We start from the raw sequence: 26,655 nt of genomic DNA, 5'->3' as shown, positions 1-26,655 counted from the left end.
TTTATTTATTAATTTTGAGAGGAATATCCTATTAATAATTTTTACTATAAATAGGAGATAAACTTCAATTTATTAATGAAAGAGAGGGAAAAACATTGAATTTAGGTGGTTTCTTAAACAAAGAAGTGGTAGTTGATTTAACAGCAGGTACGATTAATTACAGACCTATTAACGAAGAAGCTGCTACAAAGTACATTGGCGGCCGAGGTCTTGGAGTTAAGTATGTACTTGATAACGGTCCTGAAGTGGAGCCATTATCGCCTGAAAACATGCTTTGTATCATGACTGGTCCTGTAACGGGCTCACGTTCTTCCATGAGTGGACGTCTTTGTGTTGTTACGAAGTCTCCGTTAACAGGTACTGTCACTGATTCTCATATGGGAGGATGGACCGCAGCACGTTTAAAGTGGGCAGGGGTCGATAATATCATCCTTACAGGTAAAAGCGACAAGCCTGTTTATCTTTATATCGAGGATGGTAAGGCGGAACTGCGTGATGCATCAGAACTTTGGGGCAAAGGAACAAGAGAAACAGTAAAAACGATGCAGGCAAGATACGGTGAACAAGATCTTAGTGTCATGACGATTGGTCAAGCCGGTGAAAACACAGTTAAGTTCGCCTCTTTTATTAACGAGCATGACCGAGCTGCTGGACGTGGCGGAACAGCCGCAGTTGCAGGATATAAAAAATTGAAAGCGGTTGTAATTAAGGCACCTCAAAAAGGGAATATGCCACAGCCTAAATTAGAAACTGAATATAAAGAAGCGAACAAAAAGGCGGTAAAGGCAATCCTTGACGGAGGATTAACAGCACCCAATAAAGGCGGCCTTTCCGTATATGGCACGAATGTTTTAACCAACATTATCAATGAAGTCGGTGCACTTCCTACCAAGAATTCTCAGTTCACACATTGGGAAGAAGCAGAAAAGCACAGTGGTGAATATGTAAACCAGCATTTGCTTGTTAAAAACAATACATGCCATGCTTGCCCTGTAGGCTGCAAAATCGAGGTTGAAGTAAAGGATGGCAAGTATAAAACAAGAGTCGAAAGCTTTGAATTTGAATCCTCCTGGTCACTTGGCTCGAACTGCTTATTAAGTGATGCGGAAGCTATCTCTTATTTGATTGACCAGTGTAATGAGTATGGACTTGATACTATAGAGCTCGGCCATTGCTTCTCTGTTACAATGGAAGCCTACGAAAAAGGGTTAATCACAGAAGAACTCATCTGGGGCGATGCCGATTCTATGATTGATTTAACAAAGAAAATTGCATTCCGTGAAGGCTTTGGCGGCATCCTTGCAGAGGGTCCTGCAAAAGCAACAGCTTCTTGGGGTGCACCTGAGCTTTCTATGTCTGTAAAAGGACAGTCGATTCCTGCCTATGATCCACGTGGAATTCAAGGTATTGGTCTTGGTTATGCAACAAGTAACCGCGGTGCCTGCCATTTACGCGGATATACGGTTGCGAGTGAGATTGCTGGTATTCCAGAACCAACAGATCGTCTTAAGCCTGAAGGAAAAGGTGAGTTATTAAAAATATTCCAAGATATGCTTGCATTCTCTGATTCTATGAATATTTGTAAATTTTCCTCCTTTTCTGAAAACGCGGAGCATTATGCAGAACAATATAGTGCGATGACTGGTATTTCGATGACAGCTGATGATGTGATGAAGGCTGGAGAAAGAATTTATAACCTAGAGCGTTATTATAATAACCTCGCCGGGTTCGATAAGGAAGAAGATGACTATCTTCCAAAACGATTCACTGAAGAGCCTGCCTCTGGTAATAGTGCTGGGGAAGTTAGCAGAATGGATATCATGCTTGGAGAGTACTATCAAGTACGCGGCTGGGAAAACGGAAAAGTTACCGAAGCAAAACTTCGGGAGCTTGAAATCATCGATTCGGAAAATCAGTTAGTATAATAAATATTCGAAGGCTTCTGCATATTTTGCAGAAGCCTTTTGTTTTAGAAATTTAACTATCCGCCTATCCTCCTGGTTTTCACCCGATATCTATTGATAAGCTCTTTTAGCGTCATATCATCTGAAGCATTAAAGCGAATATGTACAGAATTGACTTTAAATGTAGAAGTAATTGAAAGCTCTTCTTCCCTAACTATTTCTCCGCACCATTCATTAGATTTATAAACATAGGGGAAATCATCTGTCATTTGTTTTCCGCCTAACTCTTCAAAATACATTCCAAGATGCTTCCGATTGATTCCACGAAACTCCAATTCCTGCTCTGGCATATTAACCACCTGCAACTGGAGGAAATAACGCAAATTGATCGGTTTCTTTTACTATGGTTTCAAGACCCTCCAAATGAATAATATTTCTTCCGTTTATAAAAACATGAACAAATGGAAGCAGTTGTTTTTCAAGTGTAAATATTTCATTCTTTAAATCAGGAAACATTTCAACCATTTTATCTAGTACATCAATAACACGTTGACCATCCGGGTTAACCTCTACTCCAACTCCGCCGCAAATTTCCCGGAGATTAGCAAAAACTCTAACTAGCATATGAGACACTCCTCTCCCCTTACTTAAATAGTAAAACTATTTGCAATTCTTGTCATCCTTTTTTGTGCATAAAAAAGGAGCTGCCAAGAAACCGGACAGCTCATTTAAATAAACAGATATTATACATAAAAAATGGACATTGGTAATTTATCAAAACCTAAGTAGAGTACAAGCAAGAACGCGATAGCAAACTGTATCCACAAAACGGAAGTTTTTCTGTTTTGTGCAACCTTACTAAGGATCATTTCAAAAAGGCCAATTACCCAAATCCCTACGACTGCTTTTAGTATATACAACAAATCAATATTGGAAAGCATGAATAGTAGTCCAACACCTGTTGCAATTATCAATAAATAAAGAACTCGCAGTATCATTTGGACAATTTTAGCGCCCTTTTCTTTTCCGCCTTTTAGTAAAAATATAGCGACAATAAATAAAATTAATGCCAAAACCCAAGCTGTTACGTGACCATGAATCATTTATTCTTCCTCCTATGTATGCAATGCTTATAGCAACACTATCATACCATAGGCATCCCTAAAATCCTAAAAAAAAGAAGGTTCTAATAATAAGAACCTTCGAGAGGATTAACAGAAAAAATATCTCTAAGCACAATATTTTCCCCTTCGATTCCCTGAACCTCTGTTATCTTCGTGATTTTTCTTGTTCCATCATTTATTCGTGAAAGGTGGACAATGATGTCAATAGTACTGGCGATTTTTTCCCTAATCGCTTTGATAGGCAAATTCATCCCCTCAAGATAGGCAATGATTTCCAAGCGATCAATCATATTACTTGGACTGCTGGAGTGTCCTGTTGCAAGAAAACCATCAAGTCCTTTATTCTCTGTCCGGAGTATTTCACGTCCTGCCTTTTCACGAACATCTCCAATCATATTCCTTTCCGCTTTTGGGATGAAAGTGGAAAGAGCATTGACAAGGGTTGTTTTACCAGCCCCTGTTCCCCCGCTTACTAGAATATTTAATCTAGCTTTAACACATGTACAGAGGAAGAGAGCCATTTCTTTTGACATGGTCCCATTACGAATTAGATCCTGCAGCTCTAAAGGTTTCCATGAATTCCTTCTATTAGTCAGCCTTTTCGACTGGTACAATTTGTGCTCTGCACCTTGTCCCTGATTATTTTGTTGAACCTGTTTTAATAGTCCCATACAATGCCACCCGCCTTATTCTAGTTTTTTTGAAAACCGCTTTGATCACAAAACATAAAGAAGAAACGATCGGTTTGGCAGGGTTGTTGAATTAGAATAGAAATAACCCCGCCTTTACCGAAAGGGGGGTTAACAATGTAGTACAACAATCCACATAGACATCCCTATGTATATATTGCTGCAGCATAGTAAAACACCCTGTTCTTTCGGTAACTGGCTGGCGTAGTGCAAATGCACCTTAGCCCCTTTAGCTTTGCGTCACTGATTTTCACCAGTTTTGCCTTTATCGAGAATCAGTGTTTTTATTTTCCGACTGACCTCTTAAACACATCATAAGTCCTTTTCTCTTTATCTTATATCCTACTAATATACCATTTTTGATAATTATATAGGTATTTATACCTAATCCTATTATTTTCCCAACATACAACGGTAATATTTTCAAAAGGAACACTTTTTACTTTTATTGGGCGAATGAATCACATTACACCAACCCATACATACGATATTAGGAGAAAAAAAGGTGAAGGGTGTTGTTTATGCCAGCGATTGTAGGAGTTGCTCAAGTCATTTCACTTGGCAGCAGTTCAGTTTTTCATATTGGAGATGTCTATAAAATCATGCCATTTTCATCCGCAAGAACTTTCTCCGGGGCTGGGTCCTTTAATACGGGTGAAAGTTTAAATGTTCATAATAATAATTTAAGTAATACGAACACAAATGATTCAGACGGTATTGATCAAGGAATCTTCCTTAATGCCTAAGGAAAGGTTGGTTTTTAAATGAATTTTTATATCCAGCAATCCATTCAAATAAATTTCATTAAAATTAACAGTATTACAAATTCCTCTGTTCTGCAAATTGGCAGCGCGGGAATTATTAAACCTGCTTCTTATCTATATAACACTGGCGGTTTTAAAGCTCCAGCCCCGACAGCAGGAGGCCCTCAAACAACAAACGGGCAAACTAGCAGTGTTGCAGTACCTTTGGGCGGCGCGGGAAGAGAAGAAGCTAAACAGTGAGGTGATGGTATGTATCAGGATTATTCACAACTTCTTCAATGGGTCCAAATGACTTTACAAACACAGGAAAAGAGAATTGCCATACTGGAACAGACCATTCAAAAACTACAGGAAGAAATGAAGCAATTAAAGGATAAGCCTAGTATTAAGGTTGATAAGATTGAATATAAATTCGATCAATTGAAGGTTGAAACTCTTGACGGAACATTAAACATTGGGCTAAACCCATCGGATTTGGCAAATATTGAAGATTTCGCTGTTCAAAATCAATCGATAAATACACCCATACATCCTAAGGCACAAATGCAGCGGTCTATGAAAATAGAAGAATCTATTTATCATTATTTAGAAACCGACCTGCCAGCACTATTTAAGGAAACTCAAAATCAATTAAATGTAAGTTTAGACGACTCCTATTTAGACTTTATCAAACAAGATATCTTGAAGCAGCTTCCAGCTAGGATAGATTATCATATTCAAAATTCTTCAGCCTCTAACCGTGAAGGTGAAGTTCATACAGAGGAAAGTATAGTTGAATTAATTAAACAGGAAATCAGAAAAGGTATTTTAATATTTATAAATCATTTACCAGAGAACGTGAAAGGAATGAATACACAGAATGAACTTTGAAGTATATAATCGTGAACTCAATGTAGATACCATAAGAATTATGGGAGTAGCAAGTTCTTCACTCGTATTTGTTGGCGACACCCAAACCATTCAATTAGCTTCCACCTTTGACACTCCTGCAGAATCACTTATAATCGGACCATTTGTCCCATTATTTTAGGCAGGCTTAAGAATATGCTCCAGAGAACTTCTGTAGTAAATGCCATTAAAGTGAACTCGGCTTCCTTTGCCTCTACCATTCAACTCGGAGATTCCCGAATCATTAATGGTTTTTCACGAGCCTTAGCTGTTCAACGGGAAGCTGATGTATTCTATGCCAAAGAAGGAAATTTTTCAAGATTTCCTGTTTTTTCAGAACCAATTCCTTTACTGCCAATCAACGAAAAAATAACAATTTCCACTCATAATACTCTTCCTGTCATTAAGGTCAATAATATCTCCATCCTCGCAATGTCTTCCGCTGCCATTCTTCATGTCGGAAACAGTGAAATCGTCTCAATGGAAGCCAGGGTTAAACATATCAGGCAGCTATTCCATAAAGACAATGAACAAGGCAATTGACTTTTGAATAGGATATCACATAATTTGTAAGTGTTAATAATGAAAAGGATGTATTAAAAATGCCAGCGATAATTGGTCCAGTTCAGATTGTTAATGTAAGCGGTGGAGTTGTACAGTTCGGGGATACAGTCTATATCTCTCCAAAAAGTGCCTCAAAGACCAATGCAGGTTCTGGGGGCTTTAATACAGGGGGAATTATCTTTACAGCCAACGGAATAAGCGGTACAAATGTACTTGATGCCAATTTGCTCGACCAGCCAATAGGCGGGAATAACTAATTAACGACATAAACCACAGTAGGTTTATGTCGTTAATTTTATTATTCTAAATTTAGAATATGAGCGCCGTCAAAGAAGAATAGATATCTTTCATTGACTTTTCGCTTCCAGATTTGTTCCAATGCTTTTGTATATAAATTGATTTGCAATCGGTATCGCTCTTCTAGTATTGGTTTAGCTTGAATAAATCCACCCTTGTAACGGTCAGAAATGCCATCTGATTTAAAGTCAATAAGTACAAGTCCATTCTCATCCTCAAAAACACAGTCGATTATCCCTTGTACAAAAACAGATTCATCTTCATCTTTCCATGCTGGATAGACTTCTGATGCAGGCAATGAAAGAGTAAAGGGTATTTCTCGATTGACCACTTTTGCATTCATAATCCTTTTGCCTAAATCTGACTCGAAAAATTCTACAATTAGCTGGGTATTAATGGCCTCTGCCTGCTCAACCGTTAACAGTTCATCGGTAACCATCCGCTCTACTTGAGCCTCAATGTTCTCTAACGTAACAGGTCTTGTCAAATCGACATGCTGCATGACCATATGGAGGGCTGTCCCTCTCTCAGCAGGGCTCAAGGACTTTTCCTGCATAAACTTAGGACGTTTCGTGATTGATTTTTTAAACTTACTCAGCAATTCGGTACCGCTCTGCTCATCAGACATTTCCCGCTGACGCTTCATTTCTGAAACGGATTGCTTGGAGCGATGTGTCGAGGCATTGGCAAAGGAATATTCCCATGTTAATCGAGACATAATTTCTTCCCCAAAGGGAGAAGTTTTTGGAATAATTTCCTTTTTTTCTACCCGCTCTAGTATAGTGTCTGTTTCCATATTCTTAATGATTTCCTGGCTTTTTACTTCTTCAGCACTCATTACTGTCATTTTCCATGCCGAAGGGTGACAGGTAATCTCGGTTGGAATAAGCGTATTATCAGATTTTCTGAATTCTTGGCTATCCTGATGCCGAATAAGCGCTGGCCCAATCCAATCCATATAACAGCCGGCCGCTGCTCTTTCATAATCCTTAAGAAGCCAATCTGTATTCGCAGTTACATCATTCCACTGTTCTATTTTTTTATCTGCATCCTTCAAGGTGCCTATTAAATAAAGCTTTTCTTTCGCCCGAGTCAAGGCCACGTATAGAACCCGCATTTCTTCTGCCAGCATTTCCATTTTCTTTCGACGCTTAAATGCGATTTGAGGTAAAGATGGATAAGAAATTCTCTTTTCTATATTTACATATTTTGCTGCTATGCCGTACTCTTTATCAAGCATATATGGTTTACGGATATCAGACATATTAAAGTTCCGCGACAATCCTGCAATAAATACGACTGGAAATTCAAGCCCTTTACTGCTATGAATGGTCATGATCCGAACAACATCTTCCTGCTCGCCAAGCGCTCTTGCTGCTCCCAGGTCGTCTCCTCTTTCAATCATTCTCTCAACAAAACGTAAAAAGCGGAATAACCCTCGAAATGAAGTCTGCTCATATTGCCTAGCCCTATCGTACAAAGCACGTAAGTTTGCCTGCCGCTGTTTCCCGCCTGGAAGCCCTCCTACAAAGTCATAAAACTGTGTATCCCGGTACAGCTGCCAAATTAGTTCTGAAAGTGAACCCTGGCGCGCCATGGAACGCCATTCGTCCAAATTATCATAAAAATGCCGGACCTTTTCGTATACCTGCTCATTCTTTTCGGTAGGTGTGCTTTGACAGAACCTCTTAAGAGACTCCCAAAAAGTTCCCTTATTGTGCAGTCGTATTTGTGCAAGTTCCTCCTCGTTTAGCCCGACGATAGGAGAGCGCAAGACAGAAGCCAACGGAATATCTTGGAATGGGTTATCAATTACCCTTAACAACGACATCATAATCGCAACTTCAGTTGCCTCAAAATATCCAGAGGAAAGGTTAGCATAAATCGGGATTCCTTGTTGTTTGAACTCTTCGATTATTTGAGGTGCCCAAGTCATGGAACGGAGCAGAATCACCATATCCCGATACATTACTGGTCGGTATGATGCTGTTTTTGGATTATAAACTTTCGTTTCATTTGCAATTAATTGTTTAATCTTTGAAGCCACCACTCTAGCTTCAAGCTGCGACTTTTCTAAATCCACCTCATCAAATTCTGAAGGTACGGTTTCTGTTTCAGCAGCCTCTGGTGCCAATTCTTTACCATCATTATTTTGATTTATCAACAATAGCTCGATTGGAAATGGTTCATCCTCAGGGTATGGCGCACCGGGCCGGAGTTCAGCGGCTTCATCGTATTCTATTTCCCCAACCCTTACACCCATGATTTGTTTAAATAAATAGTTTGTTCCTTCAAGGACCTCTTTCCGGCTTCTAAAATTACGGGCAAGATCAATTCGTAATCCAGTCCCATTACCGTCCTGCCTGAAACGATTATATTTTCCCAAAAATAGATTTGGTTCTGCTAAACGAAACCGATAAATCGACTGTTTGACGTCGCCGACCATAAACAGATTACCATTTATCTCATCTTCTTTTGCAACCAGCCTTAAGATAGTTTCCTGAACCATATTGACGTCCTGATACTCATCAACAAATACTTCATTAAAATGGTTTCTATAGGCTAATGCAGCTTCTGAGGGGAGAAACACTCCATTAGAGCTGATTTCCCCCGTTAAAATGGCTAGACAATAGTGTTCCAAATCTGCATAATCAACCAATCCCTTTTCACGTTTTGCTTTCTCAAAGCGCTCAGAAAAAGCAGTAACCAAATGGACAAGAGTTTGTATGAGAGGGCGCATTTGGTCCATATCACGTAAGAAGCCTTCAGGCTTTCTTAAAAAAAGTTCTTCTTTAATATCTTGAATCTTCTTTTTTGCTTTATCGCGGAGTTTTTGAGCTTTCTCAGTCAACTCTTTATCAAAATGCTCCCCTTTTACTTGTTTTGCTCTTGAGAAAGACCATGTCTGCATGGCATTGTAAAGTGCTGACCATGAATCGCGATTTGCCTGTATAAGCGTATCAATGACATTTAGATCATCTAGAAAATTCTCTGCCCTTGGTGCCGGACCACCTGGAAGCTTTGTTACTTCCAATCCACGCTGTATCATTTCCTTTGCACCATCTAGTTGAAGCTCAATATCAAACAACAGTGCTTGAATAAATGGTAAATCTTCTAGATTCGCTGCCTTAGTAGTATCATACATATCAATCATGGACTGTAAATAGTTACTTGGCATAGGATTCGACACAGCAAAATCATAAATATCCCGGACGATATCCATTAAAGCACTATCGCTCCGATCGCTGGTAAAAGAATCAACTAACCGAAAAAATGGCTCATTATCCTTTAACCCATATTCCTCTTCAAACAGCTCATCCATTACTTCATCCCGAATCAATTGTGCCTCTGTCTCATCGGCAATTCTAAAACCAGGATCTACATCAATGAGATAATAGTATTTTCGGATAACCTCCATACAAAAGGAGTGCAAGGTCGAAATGGATGCTTTATTTAGTAAGCTTAGCTGTTTTCGTAAATGCCTTGATTTTGGGTCTTTATTTATCGCCTTTTCCAACGCTTCGCCGATTCGATGACGCATTTCAGCTGCAGATGCGTTCGTAAATGTTACGACTAATAATTCATCGACATCAATCGGGTCATCTTCCGAAAGAATTTTTTGGATAATCCTTTCTACCAAGACAGCCGTTTTACCAGAGCCTGCTGCTGCTGCGACAAGGATATCTTTATTTTTTTCCATAATGGCTTTCCATTGGTCATCTGTCCAAGTTGCCCCTTCTGGTTTAGGCGGTATTACAAAACTACTCATTTACTCCTGCCTCCTTTCTTATTAATTCAAAGATTGTTTCCTTTGGCTGCGGTGTTAGAATTCGGTAATGATTTTCAATTGACTCATCAAATTGGCAAACAGATTTGTAGGAACAAAATGTACAAGGTGTTTTGTCCTTCAGTTTAAAAGGAGAAATGGAAACTTGACCATCAATAATAGCGTCTCCCGTAGTTTGATAGAGCTTTCGAACATAATTCCTTAGGCCATCAAATTCATTTAAGCTCGCTACTTTTGATTTCTTCGTAAGGTTGCCATCCTTTTTAATACCCGCAGAAATAATTTGTGAGTCACCCGATTCAAGGGTTTGGTCCATTAACTTAAGAACATTTTGGTCGCCGACCATTAACCCATTCATCTTAAACTTTTTCATGATTTCCTTTTCTATTTCATCAACCGTGAGCAATTTGTTCGTGCTTATCATTGGGTTGTGAACATGGAAATAAAGGACTCCCGCGGGACTTGCTTTCATTTCTATCAGTTCGTCCGAATGCGTAATGACGATATCTAAGTAGGTTAACATTTGGAGGGCAAGTCCATAATATACCTCGTTTAAATTAACATCCTTTTCACTCGATTTATAATCAATGACACGTAAATAAGTATTGTTATTTTCACCTTTTGCTTGATCGACCCTATCAATTCGGCCAGCCAATTCCATTCGTTTTCCATTTTTTAATGAAAAGGTTAATGGCGGGAGCTTGCCATTCTTTCCAAAGCTCAGCTCTAATCCAATTGGCGAGAAGCCACTTACTTTTGCGTGATCACTTAAAACTTGAGATGCCCTTGTAATAATTTGTTCTAATTTACGCTTTATATAATGATGACGCTCAGAGCTTAGGAGTATTTCGTTTTGGAGCTTAGGAGCTAAAGCATTCACTGCCTCCTTGGCCAGTTCTTCACATTGCTTCTTAGAAAGAGAATCCCAGCTAAGTTTTTGCTCATTGACAAAATCAGATATATACTTTAAGGCCGCGTGAAATAGCTCACCTATGTCAGGAGCTTCCAGCCGATAGACTTGTCGTTCACGAAGCTTTAGCCCGTGTTGTGCAAAATGAGAAAAGGCACAGCCATTATATAGTTCCATCCTTGAAACACTTGCCTGTATGGTTTCACCATACAATTCATCAGCAGTTTCCTTAGATAGCTGAACGGTCTGGTTGGTATAAAAGAGAGAAGAGAACACCTTCTCTGCCCTTGTCTTCCACTCATTTGTGATATAAAAGTTATATACATCCCACCACAGGTCTGAAATGGGATAATTACGCTTTTTCAACTGAAGCTGTGAGGTCAAGAAGGACAGTGTTGTTTTGTGGTTAGTAACAAAGTTCAACTGCTCCTTTTCTGATAACTCAGCAGGATCTGTACCATAAAAATGCTCTTCTAATTCTGGATACATATCTTTCAATCTCTTAATAAACGATGAAGGTATTAATGCTTTTCCCTCATCATTTGCAAGCGGGTAGCTGACATAAAGAGCTTCTGAAGGTGTGGTTAGTGCTTTGTAGGCAATAAAGTTCTCATCCAATAAACGTGTCCTGCTGCTGGGTGCCACTGTTAAATCTGCGCCTATTAACATTTCACGCTCTTCATCAGATAATATCCCTTCATCGGCAATTTTAGCAGGTAGTATTCCCTCATTTACACCAACAACAAAGGCTGCCTTTATATCTGTTAATCTAGATTTTTCTAAGTCTCCGATTATTACCTGATCCAGGGCCGGTGGAATGAGTGAAAAGTAAAGAGATTCAAATCCTGCTTCTAATATAGTGGAGAATGACTTTAAAGAAACATTTTCATCCCCTAATATTTCAACATACTGATCTAAGAGATCAATACATGCATTCCATACTTGTTCATGTTCACGCATATTTACTAGATTGCCTTTTTGTTCAGCTTCTATTTTTAAATTTTCTAGTTTTGAAGGAATATCTAATTCTTCTAAATATAAATAGATTGCCTCACAAAGCTTTCTCCCTGAATCAGCTTTTTTCAGCCTTCTAGACAAGCGCAGAATCGGGGCTGATATCATAAGTTTCAATTCATTCAATTGCTGTTCCATTTCTTTTTCAGCATCTGTTTGGACATTCGCTTCCATTTCTAAGCCCTTGAAACGGCGATACGTCCAACGTTCTTTTTTCGTCCATTTACTCCCTTTAATTCCATATGCGAGTACATAGTTTTCTAACCTATCCATTTTCTCCCGCATTTTATCTGGATTTTCCTGAAGTGGATATAACAATTCTGTTTTAATTACCCTAAAAACAGGCTCATAACGCCAAAATGACTGAATCACTTCAAGGGTTGACCGAATTAATTCAATTAATGGATGATTCAGCATGGTTCTTTTTTGGTCAATAAAATAGGGAATTTGATAATCGGAGAAAACAGGCTCTACGATTTCATGATAATCACTGCCATTTCTAATCAATAGCGCAACATCCTTGTAGCGAAGGTTCTTAGTCCGAACTAACTGGAGAATTTCACGTGCAATTCCCTCAATTTCCGCTCTACGATTAGCAGCTTGACCAATATGGATGTCTGCTTTTCCATAATAAGGGGAAGCTGGTCTAGTATCGAAATTCCGCTCTAAATGACCTAGAGATGGATTATTCCATTTTTGTTGATGGGATAGGAAGGTTGGATTCTCCATTTCGATTCCTTCAGATTTCGCCAATTCCTGTATTGCGTAACTTGCCTCCGTCGACAAGCGAAACAAATCTAATTCATCCGGAGGTGCTGTAAAGGAATCTCGATCTGTCGTCATTGTAATTGTCACTCTCGGACAATGTTTCATTAATTCTTTCATAACAAGTAATTCCTGTGGGGTAAAGCTATTAAAACCATCTATATAAATTTCTGCATCTTTCAAGTAAGTCGATAGTGAGATCTTTTCTGCAAGCAAACGAAAATAGTCTTCGGAATCGATGTATTTCCCAAAGACCTCATCTTCAAATTGTCGATAAATAATTTCTAAATCATTCAGCTTATCCTGCAAGGCTCTTGAAGCTGTTTCACCATTTCCATTATTCTTTTCAGCCTCTTGCGTCAGTTCTTCTGGTGTAATGCAATACCGTTTAAATTCAGTAATCATCTGTTCAACTTGCTGAACAAAGCCGTTTTTATCAGCTGCACGCTGAAACAGTCTTAATTGGTCTTTCTTTTCTTCAATAATTCTCCGAATGAGCATGCTTATTCCAACACTGCTTAGATGATAACGGCTAATACCGCCAGTCTCCTGCAGTATTCTCCAAGCTAATCGTGAGAAACTGTACACCTGTGCACGAATCATTCCACCAAGTATGGGATTCGTCGCCAATCGATATTCTGTTGAAAACGTCATCTGCTCTGGAACGATATAAATAATTGGTGCTCCCTCTGGATTTTCCAGCAGCCGGTCTTGTATTTCGTTCATACACAATTGAGTTTTACCGCTTCCCGACCTTCCAGTTATCATTCTTAAAGACATGTTTCACCCCCGCTTTCCGATTACCTCTCTATCATTTAATACACTCATTTTATCACAAAAAGAGCACAAACGTTTGGAACACTTCATAGAGATTAAAACCAGTAATGGTAATTTTTAAACAAAAAAAAGAGACGATATCCTATCATCGTACTCTCAGATTTCTATTCTAATTAGAATTGTACATCCATTTCGTTAAGCGGCCAGTAACGGAGGTCAACTTTTCCAACTACCTGGCTGACTGAGATGAAACCAAAATGCCTGCTGTCCCAGCTGCCTAAGCGGTTATCCCCAAGTACAAATAACTTTCCTTCTGGTACAGTACTTTCTCCCGTAATCTCCTTCAAACTAAAATCACCTGTAAGTTTAATTCCAGGTATTTCCTGCTTATAAACAGATAAAAACGGTTCCTGGTACTTTTGTCCGTTGATATATAATTGATCGTCTCTAAATTCAATTTTGTCCCCCGGGAGACCGATTACGCGTTTCACAAAATCCTCTTTCTCATTGGCATGGAATACAATGACGTCAAAACGACTCAAATCACTAATTTGGTAGCCTAGCTTATTGACTACTAATTTGTTTCCATCCTGAAGAGTAGGCATCATAGATTCTCCCTCAACAACATAGTTAGAAAAGAAAAATGTTCGTATAAAAGCAAAAATGATAATTCCAATTGCAAAAGCTTTAATCCATTCAATCCCCTCTTTTTTCCATTCAATATTCATCATTTTCAGCTCCTCCTTTTCTTCCATTCTTTCCCTCTATTTATCTCCTCATTATGGTCATTTTCCATGCTCTTATTCAATCTTACTTCAATTCTTTTTCCAACATACCAAAGAATAAAAATAACTAGAAAAACAACTGCTGTACGGTAAGGCTGAGTAATCAAAGAATGAAGATCATAACCCACAAAACTCATGGTGAAAATCATCACCATTTTGCCAATTGCCACGGCAAGCATATATTGGTAAATACTGATTTTTGAAAGAGCCGCTACAATATTTACAATAACTGAGGGTGTGAACGGGAAACATAGCAGCAAAAAGAGCGGACCGAAACCGTGACGATCAACCCAATCCATCAACTTTCTAACCTTTGGGTGTTTTGAGAAAAATGAAAATACCCTTTTTTGTCCATATTTTCTTATAAGTAAAAAAAGTATTAATGCCCCTATACAAGACCCCAGCCAAGAATACAAAAAACCCAGCCAGAGCCCAAAAGCACTTGCATTCGCCATTACAAATAATACCAGCGGCAGAAACGGCAAAAATGCTTCAATCATGGGCAGCATGATCCCTGGTAATGGCCCAAAGGAACGATACTCCTGAATTAAGTCCATTATATTTTCTAGTGTGAACCATGCCTTAAATGCTTCAAAGTCCATATGATTGCTCCTTAATTTAATGCTTTGTACTGTTTGTTTTCTTATTGAGTTAAGAATTGGTGAAAGGCCTCTTTATTCTCCTCTAAATCTAACACCAAAACAGCACCTTCCCCTTTTATATTTGCATCTTTATATCCATTCTCTTCTCAACTTCACCCTTCTATGTAATATTTTTAACCCCTAATGGAATTTTACATCATTTAATGTGTCTATATATAATTCATTTTCCCCGAGTTAATATCCTTCTATCAAAAACTTTCTCATACAAGTACCAAATTTTGCAAATAAAAAACGCAAGCTTTTTTAGCATTGCGTTTTCAACAAGATTTTTGTATGATAAATAGGAACACTTGTTCTTACAGGTAGAAAGGAGCCGATAATGGGATGACCAGAATTCCAGAGGATGATCGTAATATAATGGAAAAAGCCATCTATTTGCCAATGGTATTAATTATCTTAAATCGGGATTTGTCCGTTGTGGAAAAGAGTCCATTTAAATTAAAAAAACCCTATATAGTACTAATTGAAGAAACAATGAAAATCATTCAAAAGGAATTAGCAGAAGTTAAACAATATATGAAGAAGAATAACCTCAAAGTAATCGAAACCAAACGTGACGATGCTTTTACCATGTATATGTTTTTATATAAAGGCTATGAAGAAGCTCATAATTACTTTAATCCAAGAATACGCAATAAAGTTCAAGAATTAATGGAATTTTATTATCTCAAACAGCACCCGTCTTTATAAGCTGTTAATGTTTATCCTTAATCTTCTTTTTACCATATTCGAAAGATTCTTCTGATGCTTCCAGAGACTTGGGACGCTGCAATAAATAAAATGACTTTCTTTCATTATATTCAATTCTTTGCATTAACTTTGTCCTTAAATACGATGTCCTCTCCAGTTGAGAAGTAATCGAACTGCACGATACAGGTAATTCAAATGATTGATTATTATTAAAAAGGATTAAAGTTTCTTGAGGATTAATTCGGACCGGCTTTTTTACGTGTTCATGAGAAATCCAAATACACTCTTGACGGTTTGGTGATGTGGTAGGGAAGAAAAAAATGCGGTTGGTGGGATCAATCGCAATCGGAATTTTATGTGCATAACCAACTAACTGTTTTGTACCATTCCGGCGGCCTTCATAATCACATCCATAATACTCACAACTATTTTTGATAATATCGAGCGGTTTAAAAGGGGATAAAAATTCATCTTCTACTTCAATAATCTCTGAATAAATTTTACTGCCATACACGATTGGTTTTATGAACATCGTAAACGGGTTTACTTCATATTCTTCAATTTGCTTCAGCTTCAAAATCTTCAACTCCATTTAGCAATTTTACCCATCATACCATGATTAATTTATGGTTTATTTATTTTTCTGAATTGTTGCGAATATATTCACAAAGTTATTACAAAAATATATGTCAGAAAATTATAAATAACCATTGATATTATCAAAAAAAATCCATATAATATTAAAAAGCATCAGAGGTGATTTTGATGAATGAGAAATCATACACGGAATTAATGAAACTTGGTGCCATGAAACGTCAACGAAAAGAGAATTTTGTCCAGGATTTGTACATTGATATGCTCTTATCAGAAATTCAGTTAACGGTTGAAAAAGAAAAACTTCTTAAAAAAATTGATTGTGCTATTGACCATCGGGATAAAATGGACTTTTACCTTTTATCCAAACAGCTTATCGAGATAAATAAACGATTTGGGACGTAAAGACACATTTAAAAAAGGAATGGGAAAGGAGATCACTCTCTCCTTTCCCATTCCTTTTTTGGTTATTTATTCTTCAGTTTTACTTCATATTCTTCCAGCATAGAAATTCGTTCAAGCATAGTAGGATGACTGTAACGGAAAATCTTCACCAATAATGGCGGATTGACCTGACTTAAGCCTGAGCGGGTTAATTCTTGGAAAGAAGTTATTGCAGCGTCAGGGTTCCCAGTCATATTTATTGCATATCTATCAGCCCGTGTTTCCTCATACCGAGAAATTAAATTTGAAAAAGGACTGGCGGTAAACAGTAACATCGAAAGAATCATGAAAAAAAGTGGCAGGGATCGAATATCTCTTGCATCTGGGATTTTTAGTTCTTTCCCAAAACGTACAATCACCCAATTCATAATTCGATAGGTCAGATATAAACCTAACAGTGATAACAGTAAATACAAGGCTATTCCAATATAAATATGATTTTCAACATAGTGACAGATTTCATGTGCCATGATAAATAAAATTTGGTCATCCGATAATTTATTTAAGGTTGTGTCCCATAGTACGATTCTTGCATTTGCACCAATACCGGTTACATAGGCATTTAATGAATTGGTTTCGGCAGACATATTCACTTCAAAGACATGTTCTGCTGGAATTTGAGCCTTGTCTGCTAATTCTAATATCTTTGTTTCTAATTCTTTATTTTTTAAAGGATAAAAATCATTATATAACGGATCGATAACAACAGGCTGTAAAAACATCATGAACAGTGTAAAAGGTATCGATAAAGCCCAAGCATAGAGCCACCAGCGTTTAGCACTTTTTTTCATCAGCCAATATAATACCGGAACAATGATCAGTAACGTTCCGTAATTGATCCAAAAGTCGATTAGTTCCTCCTTCATCCATAACGCAAAGCTTTGAGTTGAGATGTTATACGTTTTTGACAAGGAATAACTAATATAGCTTAAAGGGAATGTCGCCACAAAAGCAAAAAACGAAAGCCATATAAGGTAAATAGCCGTTTGAAGAAGCTTGTACTTAGACGAACTATCTGCCCATTTTTTAAACGCCTTCGAAAATCCAAATAATAATATAAAAAAATAGAAAAGCCATTCAAAAGGTGTTGAAAGAAAGAATAACAAATTCCTTATTCTCGAATACTCTTCACTCAACATTAACTCTCTGCCATTTAAAAAAGTTGCTGGGTCTGCTTTTGTTCCTTGATATTCAAAAGGCAGGCTTGAGTCTGCGAAGTGAAATAAATACCAGTAGAAAAATACCCCATATAATACATAGGCCAAGACTGCATAAAAACCCATTTTTCTAACCATTTAATGTGTTGTCCCTCCTTTTTGTACAACCTCTCTATACATAGTTTAGTTATAAAGATCATTTTTAGAACAAAAAAAGCCGGATTTACCGACTTATAGAAAATAAGAATATAGGGCAAGAACTGTGATTGAACCTAATACCACAATAATGACATTTGCCCCTAAGAAAGCAGCAGCAAAGGCGGCGGCAGCACCTGCTATTCCATACCAGATATCATCCTTTTGCAGCAAAAGGATTGCTGGGAAAATTAATGCTCCCAATGTTGCATATGGGACGTTTTTTAGCACGCCTTGGATAAAGGGAGGAAGCTCCTTACCTTTAAACAATACAAATGGAAGCATCCTTGGTATATATGTAACTAACCCCATCCCAATAATCATCCAAAGTATTTCACTTTTCATCGTTAACACCCCCATGCTTCGCCTTCACCATTTCAATCAACTCCATCAAAACAGCAGACAGAATCGTTGAAGTCACAATTGACCATCCTTGTGCCATCATGCCGCCAAGCGTAAAAATCGAATTAAAGATTGCGGCAAGTGCAGCTAGAAATAACACCTTACCACTTTTTTTCAAAGATGGTACCAAGAGACCAACAAACATCGCATAGAGGGCAATTCCCATACTTTCTTGTAACGTTTGAGGAAGACTTGCCCCTATCAAATGACCAACCCCAGTAAATATAACCCAGCTTGAATACGCCAATAAATTTACCCCAAACATGAATCCAGTCGAAGCTGTTCCTTCTTTGGTAGCCACGACTGAAAATGTCTCATCGGTAATTCCAAATGAATAAACCATTTTATTCCCAAGATGGTCATCTTCACATTTTTCATTTAAAGTTGTCGACATTAGAAAATGGCGAATGTTTACGATAAAGGTTGTTAAAACAATTTCAAGTATCCCAGTCCCATAGGCAATCAAGCTTAATGAAATATATTGTGAAGCGCCTGCAAACACAATCATACTCATCAACACAGATTCATATATAGATAGTCCAGTTGTTTTAGCAAGGAGACCAAAAGTCAATGCAATCGGAAAATATCCAATCCCAATGCTTATCCCTGCATGCAGACCCTTTTTAAATTCAGATGATTCCTTTCCAATAGCAAACTCAGACACTTTATTATCCCTTCTCTCTGCATAGTTCAAAAATAAATTTTATCAAATTTTCAGAAAGAATGAAATAAAAAAACATGGCCAGGATTCAGCCATGTTATTTTCCTTATATCTATCATGTCTTTATACGGTCTGAGTAATTTGAGTTTTTAGTGCCCTTCGCAAAATTTTCCCGGTTGTGTTTTTTGGAAGTTCTTCTAAGAACTCAATCGAAGAAGGAACTTTATACTTCGCTAAGTGTTCTCTACAATACTCAAGTAAATACTCTTCGGTTGTATTTGGATTTTTCCTTACTACAAAGCATTTTACTGATTCACCGAGATCCGAATCTGGTTCCCCGAGTACGGCCACTTCTACTACATCTGGATGGTTATAAAGGACTTCTTCGACCTCACGAGGATAAACATTATACCCGCCTACTATTATCAAATCTTTCTTTCTATCAACGATATAGAAATAGCCCTCTTCATCCATTCTTGCCAAGTCCCCTGTATATAGCCAGCCTTCACGGATGGCTGCAGCAGATTCTTCCGGCATTTTATAATAGCCTTTCATGACATTCGGACCAGAAACAATTAATTCACCAACTTCTCCAACAGGAAGTTCCTCCCCAAGTTCATTAACTATTTTGTTTTCAACATGAAGAATAGACGTTCCAATAGAACCAGCCTTTCGCGGGCGATCTAGCGGATTGAAACAGGTAACTGGTGAAGCCTCCGACAAACCATAACCCTCTGATACCGTGACATTAAATTTCTTTTCAAAATTAGTAAGCAGCGCAACAGGTAAGGAGGCACCTCCAGAAATACATAACCTTAATGATTTGAAATCATCTGGATTAGCCTCTGGATATTGATAAAGGAAATTATACATGGTTGGTACTCCAGCAAAAACAGTTGCTTCATACTCTCTTGCCAAATCAAAAATTTCCTTAGGACTAAATCTTGGTGCGATCAAGATGGTTGCACCACTCAACAATGGTGCATTTAAAGCTACAGTTAAGCAGAATACATGGAACATAGGAAGAGTCGTGATGACGCGGTCTTGTTCATTCATCTTTAAATAATCGCCGACATCACTGGCATTGCTGTATAAATTTTTGTGCGTTAGCATTGCACCTTTTGGTTTCCCTGTGGTTCCAGAGGTATAAAGAATAATGGCGGTGTCATCATCCAGCAGCTCAGGTCCTTTAAAGGAGAGGTCACCTGACGCAACCATTTTTGTAAACGATTTCATTTTAGGGTAAAGGGTAAGTGATTCAATATTATGCTTAGCCATTCCATTTTCACTAGTTTCACAGAATACAAAATTCTCTACCTTAGGCAAGAAGGCATGTACTTTTTCAGCTAGAGGGATGGCCATATCCAGCGCGACTACAAGCTTTACATCACCGTTATTTAATATATATCCAATCTCATCTGCTGTGTATATAGGATTAACAGGAATCACTGTAGCCCCTAACCGTAATGACCCGTATAAACCAATAACAAAATGCGGTGTGTTTCCCAGTAATAAAGCAATATGGTCCCCTTGCTTTACTCCTAATTTTTCTAAGCCAGAAGCAAACTTTGTAATCGCTCCATCCAATTCAGCGTATGTAGTACCTTGTCCCATAAAATAATAAGCTGTTTTGCTGGCTGACTCTCTAGCAGTTTCTTGAAGTTTTGATGATATATTCATAATTTCCCTCCTTTTGTGAATGAATACTCATTCACCTAATAATAATAATTTTCTAAATATATTATATTTAAAGAAATTTAAGTATACAAGCATAAAATTTTAGAGATTTCATTCCTTTCCCACTTCCACTAAAAAAGAACCCCATACTGATTATGGAGTTCCTTTTTATTCTTGTTTTAAGTGAAAGGTTATTTCATTGGCTGCTTGCTTCGCTATAATTTGGGCTTCTTCCATCGTAGTTCCTTTTGCAATAACATATGCATAACGGTGCCCCATAGATAAGGGCGGTGTGAGGTAGGTTCCTATTGTTGGCTTTACATATACTTCTTCCACTCCAGGTGTATCCGCTGCCCTTCCCTTACCTGTGACCTTTTCTAAAATGCCGCTGGATTCAAGAATTAGATGTTGAGTATAAACGAAATAATTTGTGCGCTTGTCTAGTGATGGGGATTCTCCAACTAACATTTTTAGCGTTTCTTCTACTAAGCTATAACCAAAAGCTGTTTGGATCATCTTGTTCATCGCCCCGCCAGAAATTCTCGGATTAATTTCAATAAGTTTCCAGCCTTCGTCCGTTAATCTTAACTCTAAATGAAAGGCACCTGTTTTAAGATTTAAGGATGAAACAATGGCATCAATCACATCCCGTAAACTTTCTTCAAAATACGAAGGTACTTCTGCCAATACACCGTACCCGGTAACAATAAATCGTCTCCCCTTTGTTATTTCCTGCTTTATTATAGCGCCTATTAGGATTTGCCCCTCGGAAACAAGGACTTCCACTAAGTATTGGTCGCCTTCTATATATTCTTCAATAAGAATGGTTTCATTAGGATTTTTCGTTTGCAGTCTGACCACACAGTTCTCTAATTTCCTCATGTTTGATGCAAATAGAACATCTTTTGATCCAGTCGATGAAGCACACTTTACTACGACTGGAAATTTTAATTTACGATGGGAAAGCATAAATGGCAGCTGAATATCCTGCGAAATTACTTTAAATCTAGGTGTAAAGGATTGGTTTGAGAAGAAATTTCTTGTATTTTCCTTATTTTCCATAACCGCAATGGCCTCCGTTGATAAAAGGTTATCACAAAATTCATCAGCGAGTGCAGAAGCGATTCGAACATAGCTATCGACAAAACTAGTGATTAAGACAATTTCATTTCCACTCTCCTGCAATAAACTTATTGGTTCTATTAATTCTTCCCTATTAATGGGATTCACAAGAGTGAGTTGATGAACTTCCTGATATTCACTTCTTTGCTCGATTTGTTTTTCCTGATCAGTAAAAACAACTGTATAATATCCTAAATCCATTGCAGCTTTTACCGCATCTCTGCTGGACCCGGATTTATTTAATCCGATAAAAATGATTGTTTTCATTCTCCTCACTCCGATTTCCCCTGAAAAAGATTAATGCCCTATATGTTATGAAGGATATATAGATTTGTTTATGACCATACACAACATTTCAAATAATTTGTAAAGTAGAACAGTAAACATTATTCAATTAACACTAAAATAGGCAAGAAAACACGATGATTTATTCTCACCGTGTTTTCTGCTTTAATAAATTAAGTTGATGAATTCTTCTTTTGAAATATTTCCAAAATAATAGGATGTGTCAATATCGTTAAGTGCTGCTTCTAATTCTACCTTTTCGTAGCGAACATGCTTCAGTTTATTCTCAATCTCACTTACATCGCCAACGCCAAAAAAGTCACCATATATCTTACAGTTTTCAATAACACCTTTATCCACATCTAATCGAACATCAATTTGCCCCACAGGGAACCGGTGGGAATGCTGGAGATTAAACTTTGGCGATTTCCCATAGTTCCAGTCCCAATTTTGATAGCGTTCTTTAGAAAGCTGGTGAATTTTCTCCCAATCCTCTTCCGTAAGCACATACTCCGTTACTTCTTCGCCTTGAAAAATAAACTTCAACAAGGCAGAACGAAACTCTTCAATAGATATTTTCTCTGTCAAAAATTCTGAAATATTAGCCACTCTGCTGCGGACTGATTTAATTCCCTTAGATTCAATTTTATCCTTTTTCACCCTTAAAGCGGAGACAATATGATCCATTTCCGAATTAAAAAGGAGTGTTCCATGAGTGAACATTCGGCCCTTTGTTGAGAATTGGGCATTCCCGGATATTTTCCTTCCTTCAGCTAAAATATCATTTCTGCCGCTTAATTCTGCATTTATCCCTATCTGTTTAAGAGCTGCAATAACCGGTTCTGTAAATTTGCGGAAATTGTGAAAGCTGTCTCCGTCATCTTTTGTAATAAAGCTATAATTTAGGTTGCCAAGATCATGATATACCGCTCCGCCGCCAGACAATCTGCGTACCACATGTATACCATTGCTTTCAACATACTCCGTATTGATTTCTTCTATTGAATTCTGGTTTTTCCCAATGATAATCGACGGCTCATTTATGTAAAATAATAAATACGTTTCATTGATATCAAGATTTTTCAAGGCATACTCTTCAATGGCGAGATTTATACGAGGATCGTTGATGCCTTTATTATCGATAAATAACATACTATCCTTCCCTTTCCTATAGTGAAATGGTTTGAAATTCTTCTGCAAGTTTTATTATACCAGCATATTCAGAGCTTGCCTCACTGATAAGCTTTGATAGATCTCCGTAATGTGGAAGATGGGTTAGAATTAATTGTTTAACTCCTGCTCTTGCTGCAAATCCCCCTGCATCCATGCTATTCATATGACCTGCAGACTTCCCATTTTGATGCTGATAGAAATTACATTCACATAATAATAAATCCGCATCTTTACCAAACTCAATAAATTCTTCTTTGAAGGAGCTGTCACCTGTATAAACGATTGATTTTCCATTTACCTCTATTCTCATTGCATAGCAAGGTACTGGATGGTCTGTTTTTAAGAAGGAAACCTGAAATGGTCCGACAGTAAGAACCTCATTAGGCGAATAGGCCATTCCCTTTGTGATTTCTTTATAGGTTAATTTTGCAAATTCTGTTTGGTCATAGGAATGTCCATAGATAGGCAGGGTCGGAAAACTCTTGCCTAAAAAGCCCTGAATTAAGCGGGCATGCTGTAATACACCAATATCTGCAATATGATCTGGATGATAATGGGAGATTAACAACGCATCAAGCTCTTCAGGCTCAACAATATTTTGCATTTTCGCAAGAACACCACTGCCACAATCCATTAATAGTTTAAAACCTTCATGTTCAAGTAAGTATCCAGAACTTGCACCATTTTGTTTCGGATATCCGCCCCAAAAACCAATAATTGTCAACTTCAACTAAGTGCCTCCTTTTTATAAAAAAAGAAGCTATTATTAAAACAGCTTCCGGTTCATTGTTTTACGTTTAGATACTCTAATACACCTTTTACAGCTTCCTCACCCTGGTCTATACAATCAGGAAGTCCGACACCGCCGAAGGATGCACTGGCTAAAAAGACTCCAGGCAGTTCAGATTTAATATGGTTTCTAATGGACTCGAGGCGCTGTTTATGACCCACAGTGTATTGCGGCATTGAATCTTTCCAGCGTGAAACGATGGCAAAATCAGGCTGCATTCCAATCTCCATTGTCCTGCTTAAATCATCAAGTACAATCTTAATAATCCTATCATCAGAAAGTTCAACGATTGTTTCGTCCCCGGCTCTTCCTACATAACAGCGCAGCAGCACTTTCCCCTTCGGAGTAGAGTGTTCCCACTTTTTATGTGTCCAAGTACAGGCAGTAATAGAATAATCACCATTCCTAGAAACAACAAATCCTGTTCCATCAATATCCTTTTTTATGGCTTCTTCAGGAAATGCAAGGGCCACCGTGGCAACAGATGTGGACGGGACTGACTTAAATGGATCAAAAAAATGATAGTCTGAGAACATCGATTGCGTAATTTTATGCGGTGTTGCTGCAACAACACAATCAGCAGCTAATGTTTCACCGTTATTTAGATAAAGCTCATACTGCTTATTTGGCTTTGTTATTTTATCAACCCGATGCCCTTTCAGGATGGAATTAGGGTCTAGCTTCGCTTCAATCGCCTCAGCAAAGGACTGCAGGCCAGATTTAAAGGTTAAAAAAACACCCTTATTCTTCTCGGCAGGTTCTTGTGTTTTCGGTTTTGCAGGTGTTGCCTTTTTCATCCCTAAAATGAGGCTCCGGTGTTTTTGTTCCACCTCATAGAATTGTGGGAAGGTCGACATTAAGCTCATTTGATCGATATCACCGGCGTAAATTCCCGATAATAACGGTTCAATTAGATTCTCAACCACCTCATCGCCTAACCTTCTTCGAAAGAATTCTCCTAAAGACTGGTCCCTATTACCTGGTGATCTCGGTAATATAAAATCTGCAGCTGCTCTGACCTTCCCTGGAATCGAGAATAACCCTGTTGTAATAAAAGGCCCTATTTCAGTTGGGATTCCCATTATTGAACCCCCAGGCATTGAATGAAGCTTGTCATCAACAAGGACATAAGATTTCCCTGTTGAATTAGAAACTAATTGTTCCTCCATTCCTACTTCCTTTGCAAGTCTAATCATGCTCACTTTTCTAGCAAGGAAGGAATCAGGACCTCTTTCAATGGTAAAACCGTCCCTTATCACGGTTTGCATTTTACCTCCGAGACGGTGAGATGCTTCAATAAGTTTGATTTCGATAGGCAGCTTTTTTTCATTGATAATTTTTTGAAGGTAGTATGCTGCAGTAAGCCCGGCAATTCCTCCCCCAATGATGGCTACCTTCTGTTTTTCTTCCGCCACGGATATCGACCTTCTTTCTTTTTGCGATTCTGATCAGTTGACTATTCTTTTTAAAATAATAGTAGACATTGCATCAATTAGATCATCATGTGCGTTTGGCATTGCAGGACGATAATAACTCGCCCCAACTTCCTCAGCTGCTATTTTGCATTCATAGTCGTTATCATAGAGTACTTCTAAATGTTCACAAACAAAGCCGACAGGTGCATAAACAAATGCTTTGTATGGGTGTTCTTTCGCCAAGTCCCGAGTTAAATCCTGAACATCTGGTCCCAACCAAGGATCTGGTGTATTTCCCGCACTTTGCCAGCCAATCGCATACTTACTTATTCCAGCTTGCTTTGCGATTAAATCAGCTGTTTCTTGAAGCTGACTTGGGTATGGGTCTCCAAATTGCAAAATCTTCTCCGGCAGACTATGAGCGGAGACAATCATCATAGCATTATCTTTTTCTTCTTGAGGCATTTGCTCATAAATTCCTTTTATCTTTTCTACCCAGTAGGTAATAAACTTAGGTTCATCATACCAGCTGTCAATGGATGTGATGTTAATGCCACCGAGTTTTTCGGCTTCTTCCTTTGCTCTGTTATTATAAGATTTAATACTAAACGTTGAAAAATGCGGTGCTAAGACAATACTAACAGCCTCATTAATCCCATCTGCATGCATTTCCTTAACAGCATCTTCGATAAATGGTTCTATATGCTTTAGGCCAAGGTACATTTTAAACTCTATTTCATCCTGGATCTGATTTAAATGTTCTTCTAGTTTCTTAGCCTGCTCTATTGTAATCTTTGCAAGAGGTGATATACCGCCGATTGCTTCATAGCGGCTTCGTAACTCTTCAATCATTTCTGGAGTGGGCTTTCTGCCATGCCGTATATGTGTATAGTATCGTTCTAAATCATCTAAATGATATGGGGTTCCGTATGCCATTACGAGTAATCCCATTTTCTTTTTAGTCATTATCCGCACCTCGCTCTTAAGTCTTGTTTCCCTATCCACATCATAAGACCTTGTCCCTTTAAAAATGGCCTCATTCGGATTTAGAGGGCCGCTAAGTGTTTAGGGCCCTCTTTTTTCATGCATATTATATTGTGCCAAAAAAACAGCTTTCTTA

Annotated in this window: 27 protein-coding genes and 1 riboswitch; of the genes, 9 read left to right on the top strand and 18 right to left on the bottom strand. The window is 38.1% G+C overall.

All coding sequences use genetic code 11. From position 1 onward, the window contains the following. The first annotated feature begins 95 nt into the window (after positions 1–95). Positions 96–1,925 (top strand): aldehyde ferredoxin oxidoreductase family protein, encoded by a 1,830-nt coding sequence (locus ACY3XC_RS18840; RefSeq protein ID WP_464869894.1) that lies wholly within the window; start codon positions 96–98, stop codon positions 1,923–1,925. Positions 1,926–1,981: 56 nt separating this feature from the next. On the opposite strand, the gene ACY3XC_RS18835 is transcribed toward ACY3XC_RS18840, so the two are convergent. The 4 genes from ACY3XC_RS18835 to ACY3XC_RS18820 form a co-directional block, all read right to left on the bottom strand. Continuing rightward, positions 1,982–2,254, bottom strand: a complete 273-nt coding sequence (locus tag ACY3XC_RS18835) for a MoaD-like domain-containing protein (RefSeq protein WP_464869893.1) — start codon at positions 2,252–2,254, stop codon at positions 1,982–1,984. 1 nt (position 2,255) lies between these two features. After that, positions 2,256–2,528, bottom strand: a complete 273-nt coding sequence (locus ACY3XC_RS18830) for a ubiquitin-like small modifier protein 1 (RefSeq protein ID WP_179158290.1) — start codon at positions 2,526–2,528, stop codon at positions 2,256–2,258. A gap of 119 nt (positions 2,529–2,647) precedes the next feature. Continuing rightward, positions 2,648–3,007: a YisL family protein gene (locus ACY3XC_RS18825; protein ID WP_179158289.1), complete on the bottom strand. Its 360-nt coding sequence runs from the start codon at positions 3,005–3,007 to the stop codon at positions 2,648–2,650. 83 nt (positions 3,008–3,090) lie between these two features. Then, positions 3,091–3,699, bottom strand: a complete 609-nt coding sequence (locus ACY3XC_RS18820; protein ID WP_464869892.1) for an ATPase, T2SS/T4P/T4SS family — start codon at positions 3,697–3,699, stop codon at positions 3,091–3,093. A 205-nt stretch (positions 3,700–3,904) separates the two neighbouring features. Further along, a riboswitch (cyclic di-GMP riboswitch) is annotated at positions 3,905–3,991 on the bottom strand. Positions 3,992–4,238: 247 nt separating this feature from the next. Between ACY3XC_RS18820 and ACY3XC_RS18815 the strand changes: the two genes are divergently transcribed. The 6 genes from ACY3XC_RS18815 to ACY3XC_RS18790 are packed head-to-tail and all read left to right on the top strand — an operon-like array spanning position 4,239 to position 6,190. Further along, positions 4,239–4,463: a spore germination protein gene (locus ACY3XC_RS18815; protein ID WP_063253175.1), complete on the top strand. Its 225-nt coding sequence runs from the start codon at positions 4,239–4,241 to the stop codon at positions 4,461–4,463. Between the two features lie 18 nt (positions 4,464–4,481). After that, positions 4,482–4,721 carry a spore germination protein GerPB gene (locus ACY3XC_RS18810; RefSeq protein ID WP_179158287.1) on the top strand — a complete coding sequence of 80 codons (240 nt, stop codon included), beginning with the start codon at positions 4,482–4,484 and terminating at the stop codon, positions 4,719–4,721. Positions 4,722–4,730: 9 nt separating this feature from the next. Beyond that, positions 4,731–5,351: a spore germination protein GerPC gene (gene gerPC / locus ACY3XC_RS18805; protein ID WP_179158286.1), complete on the top strand. Its 621-nt coding sequence runs from the start codon at positions 4,731–4,733 to the stop codon at positions 5,349–5,351. Continuing rightward, positions 5,341–5,511: a spore gernimation protein GerPD gene (locus ACY3XC_RS18800; RefSeq protein ID WP_179158285.1), complete on the top strand. Its 171-nt coding sequence runs from the start codon at positions 5,341–5,343 to the stop codon at positions 5,509–5,511. The genes gerPC and ACY3XC_RS18800 overlap by 11 nt, the downstream gene beginning before the upstream one ends. 14 nt (positions 5,512–5,525) lie before the next feature. Further along, on the top strand, positions 5,526–5,912 hold the full coding sequence (locus ACY3XC_RS18795) for a spore germination protein GerPE (RefSeq protein WP_464869891.1): 387 nt from the start codon (positions 5,526–5,528) through the stop codon (positions 5,910–5,912). Positions 5,913–5,971: 59 nt separating this feature from the next. Beyond that, positions 5,972–6,190, top strand: a complete 219-nt coding sequence (locus ACY3XC_RS18790) for a spore germination protein (protein ID WP_464869890.1) — start codon at positions 5,972–5,974, stop codon at positions 6,188–6,190. A gap of 41 nt (positions 6,191–6,231) precedes the next feature. Here ACY3XC_RS18790 and addA read toward each other — a convergent pair whose 3' ends face one another. The 4 genes from addA to ACY3XC_RS18770 form a co-directional block, all read right to left on the bottom strand. After that, positions 6,232–9,999 (bottom strand): helicase-exonuclease AddAB subunit AddA, encoded by a 3,768-nt coding sequence (gene addA / locus ACY3XC_RS18785; protein WP_464869889.1) that lies wholly within the window; start codon positions 9,997–9,999, stop codon positions 6,232–6,234. Next, positions 9,992–13,486 (bottom strand): helicase-exonuclease AddAB subunit AddB, encoded by a 3,495-nt coding sequence (gene addB, locus ACY3XC_RS18780; RefSeq protein ID WP_464869888.1) that lies wholly within the window; start codon positions 13,484–13,486, stop codon positions 9,992–9,994. Before addB ends, addA begins: the two co-directional genes overlap by 8 nt. A 170-nt stretch (positions 13,487–13,656) precedes the next feature. Next, a complete protein-coding gene (gene lepB / locus ACY3XC_RS18775; protein ID WP_179158487.1) occupies positions 13,657–14,211 on the bottom strand; it encodes a signal peptidase I in 555 nt (184 codons plus the stop codon). A gap of 5 nt (positions 14,212–14,216) precedes the next feature. Then, positions 14,217–14,870 (bottom strand): TVP38/TMEM64 family protein, encoded by a 654-nt coding sequence (locus ACY3XC_RS18770; RefSeq protein ID WP_464869887.1) that lies wholly within the window; start codon positions 14,868–14,870, stop codon positions 14,217–14,219. Between the two features lie 384 nt (positions 14,871–15,254). On the opposite strand from ACY3XC_RS18770, the gene ACY3XC_RS18765 reads away from it, so the two are divergent. Continuing rightward, positions 15,255–15,620 carry a YhjD family protein gene (locus ACY3XC_RS18765; protein ID WP_179158278.1) on the top strand — a complete coding sequence of 122 codons (366 nt, stop codon included), beginning with the start codon at positions 15,255–15,257 and terminating at the stop codon, positions 15,618–15,620. Positions 15,621–15,624: 4 nt separating this feature from the next. Here the strand turns inward: ACY3XC_RS18765 and ACY3XC_RS18760 are convergent, their stop codons facing one another. Continuing rightward, a complete protein-coding gene (locus ACY3XC_RS18760; RefSeq protein ID WP_256989042.1) occupies positions 15,625–16,197 on the bottom strand; it encodes a competence protein ComK in 573 nt (190 codons plus the stop codon). A 188-nt stretch (positions 16,198–16,385) separates the two neighbouring features. On the opposite strand from ACY3XC_RS18760, the gene ACY3XC_RS18755 reads away from it, so the two are divergent. Next, complete coding sequence (locus tag ACY3XC_RS18755) at positions 16,386–16,619, top strand: IDEAL domain-containing protein (RefSeq protein WP_464869886.1); 234 nt, start codon at positions 16,386–16,388, stop codon at positions 16,617–16,619. A 62-nt stretch (positions 16,620–16,681) separates the two neighbouring features. On the opposite strand, the gene ACY3XC_RS18750 is transcribed toward ACY3XC_RS18755, so the two are convergent. From ACY3XC_RS18750 to hemH, 9 genes are all read right to left on the bottom strand, one after another. Continuing rightward, positions 16,682–17,953 carry a M48 family metallopeptidase gene (locus ACY3XC_RS18750; RefSeq protein ID WP_464869885.1) on the bottom strand — a complete coding sequence of 424 codons (1,272 nt, stop codon included), beginning with the start codon at positions 17,951–17,953 and terminating at the stop codon, positions 16,682–16,684. A gap of 93 nt (positions 17,954–18,046) precedes the next feature. Beyond that, positions 18,047–18,355 carry an AzlD domain-containing protein gene (locus ACY3XC_RS18745; RefSeq protein ID WP_179158275.1) on the bottom strand — a complete coding sequence of 103 codons (309 nt, stop codon included), beginning with the start codon at positions 18,353–18,355 and terminating at the stop codon, positions 18,047–18,049. Beyond that, the gene (locus tag ACY3XC_RS18740) at positions 18,345–19,076 is read right to left on the bottom strand and encodes an AzlC family ABC transporter permease (RefSeq protein WP_179158274.1); all 732 of its coding nucleotides are present in this window, start codon (positions 19,074–19,076) and stop codon (positions 18,345–18,347) included. Before ACY3XC_RS18740 ends, ACY3XC_RS18745 begins: the two co-directional genes overlap by 11 nt. Before the next feature lie 120 nt (positions 19,077–19,196). After that, positions 19,197–20,753 (bottom strand): fatty acid--CoA ligase family protein, encoded by a 1,557-nt coding sequence (locus ACY3XC_RS18735; protein ID WP_464869884.1) that lies wholly within the window; start codon positions 20,751–20,753, stop codon positions 19,197–19,199. Between the two features lie 165 nt (positions 20,754–20,918). Next, positions 20,919–22,139, bottom strand: coding sequence for an ATP-grasp domain-containing protein (locus ACY3XC_RS18730; protein ID WP_464869883.1), 1,221 nt, complete (start codon positions 22,137–22,139; stop codon positions 20,919–20,921). 183 nt (positions 22,140–22,322) lie between these two features. Next, positions 22,323–23,309: a lipoate--protein ligase gene (locus ACY3XC_RS18725; protein ID WP_464869882.1), complete on the bottom strand. Its 987-nt coding sequence runs from the start codon at positions 23,307–23,309 to the stop codon at positions 22,323–22,325. Positions 23,310–23,325: 16 nt separating this feature from the next. Next, the gene (locus ACY3XC_RS18720) at positions 23,326–24,060 is read right to left on the bottom strand and encodes an MBL fold metallo-hydrolase (protein WP_464869881.1); all 735 of its coding nucleotides are present in this window, start codon (positions 24,058–24,060) and stop codon (positions 23,326–23,328) included. Positions 24,061–24,113: 53 nt separating this feature from the next. After that, positions 24,114–25,535: a protoporphyrinogen oxidase gene (hemY, locus tag ACY3XC_RS18715; protein WP_464869880.1), complete on the bottom strand. Its 1,422-nt coding sequence runs from the start codon at positions 25,533–25,535 to the stop codon at positions 24,114–24,116. A 33-nt stretch (positions 25,536–25,568) separates the two neighbouring features. Then, positions 25,569–26,501: a ferrochelatase gene (gene hemH / locus ACY3XC_RS18710; protein ID WP_464869879.1), complete on the bottom strand. Its 933-nt coding sequence runs from the start codon at positions 26,499–26,501 to the stop codon at positions 25,569–25,571. Positions 26,502–26,655 lie beyond the last annotated feature (154 nt).

The organism is Bacillus sp. CZDM1 (assembly GCF_055502545.1).
The sequence above is the reverse complement of the archived record's forward strand: the minus strand, read 5'-3'. Positions and strand labels throughout refer to the sequence as shown.

What these genes read in the sequence shown, in the direction of transcription:
- ACY3XC_RS18835 (WP_464869893.1), bottom strand. Translation starts at nt 2,254, where the DNA reads ATGCCAGAGCAGGAATTGGAGTTTCGTGGAATCAATCGGAAGCATCTT.
- ACY3XC_RS18830 (WP_179158290.1), bottom strand. Translation starts at nt 2,528, where the DNA reads ATGCTAGTTAGAGTTTTTGCTAATCTCCGGGAAATTTGCGGCGGAGTT.
- ACY3XC_RS18825 (WP_179158289.1), bottom strand. Translation starts at nt 3,007, where the DNA reads ATGATTCATGGTCACGTAACAGCTTGGGTTTTGGCATTAATTTTATTT.
- ACY3XC_RS18820 (WP_464869892.1), bottom strand. Translation starts at nt 3,699, where the DNA reads ATGGGACTATTAAAACAGGTTCAACAAAATAATCAGGGACAAGGTGCA.
- ACY3XC_RS18815 (WP_063253175.1), top strand. Translation starts at nt 4,239, where the DNA reads ATGCCAGCGATTGTAGGAGTTGCTCAAGTCATTTCACTTGGCAGCAGT.
- ACY3XC_RS18810 (WP_179158287.1), top strand. Translation starts at nt 4,482, where the DNA reads ATGAATTTTTATATCCAGCAATCCATTCAAATAAATTTCATTAAAATT.
- gerPC (WP_179158286.1), top strand. Translation starts at nt 4,731, where the DNA reads ATGTATCAGGATTATTCACAACTTCTTCAATGGGTCCAAATGACTTTA.
- ACY3XC_RS18800 (WP_179158285.1), top strand. Translation starts at nt 5,341, where the DNA reads ATGAACTTTGAAGTATATAATCGTGAACTCAATGTAGATACCATAAGA.
- ACY3XC_RS18795 (WP_464869891.1), top strand. Translation starts at nt 5,526, where the DNA reads ATGCTCCAGAGAACTTCTGTAGTAAATGCCATTAAAGTGAACTCGGCT.
- ACY3XC_RS18790 (WP_464869890.1), top strand. Translation starts at nt 5,972, where the DNA reads ATGCCAGCGATAATTGGTCCAGTTCAGATTGTTAATGTAAGCGGTGGA.
- addA (WP_464869889.1), bottom strand. Translation starts at nt 9,999, where the DNA reads ATGAGTAGTTTTGTAATACCGCCTAAACCAGAAGGGGCAACTTGGACA.
- addB (WP_464869888.1), bottom strand. Translation starts at nt 13,486, where the DNA reads ATGTCTTTAAGAATGATAACTGGAAGGTCGGGAAGCGGTAAAACTCAA.
- lepB (WP_179158487.1), bottom strand. Translation starts at nt 14,211, where the DNA reads ATGAATATTGAATGGAAAAAAGAGGGGATTGAATGGATTAAAGCTTTT.
- ACY3XC_RS18770 (WP_464869887.1), bottom strand. Translation starts at nt 14,870, where the DNA reads ATGGACTTTGAAGCATTTAAGGCATGGTTCACACTAGAAAATATAATG.
- ACY3XC_RS18765 (WP_179158278.1), top strand. Translation starts at nt 15,255, where the DNA reads ATGACCAGAATTCCAGAGGATGATCGTAATATAATGGAAAAAGCCATC.
- ACY3XC_RS18755 (WP_464869886.1), top strand. Translation starts at nt 16,386, where the DNA reads ATGAATGAGAAATCATACACGGAATTAATGAAACTTGGTGCCATGAAA.
- ACY3XC_RS18750 (WP_464869885.1), bottom strand. Translation starts at nt 17,953, where the DNA reads ATGGTTAGAAAAATGGGTTTTTATGCAGTCTTGGCCTATGTATTATAT.
- ACY3XC_RS18745 (WP_179158275.1), bottom strand. Translation starts at nt 18,355, where the DNA reads ATGAAAAGTGAAATACTTTGGATGATTATTGGGATGGGGTTAGTTACA.
- ACY3XC_RS18735 (WP_464869884.1), bottom strand. Translation starts at nt 20,753, where the DNA reads ATGAATATATCATCAAAACTTCAAGAAACTGCTAGAGAGTCAGCCAGC.
- ACY3XC_RS18730 (WP_464869883.1), bottom strand. Translation starts at nt 22,139, where the DNA reads ATGAAAACAATCATTTTTATCGGATTAAATAAATCCGGGTCCAGCAGA.
- ACY3XC_RS18725 (WP_464869882.1), bottom strand. Translation starts at nt 23,309, where the DNA reads ATGTTATTTATCGATAATAAAGGCATCAACGATCCTCGTATAAATCTC.
- hemH (WP_464869879.1), bottom strand. Translation starts at nt 26,501, where the DNA reads ATGACTAAAAAGAAAATGGGATTACTCGTAATGGCATACGGAACCCCA.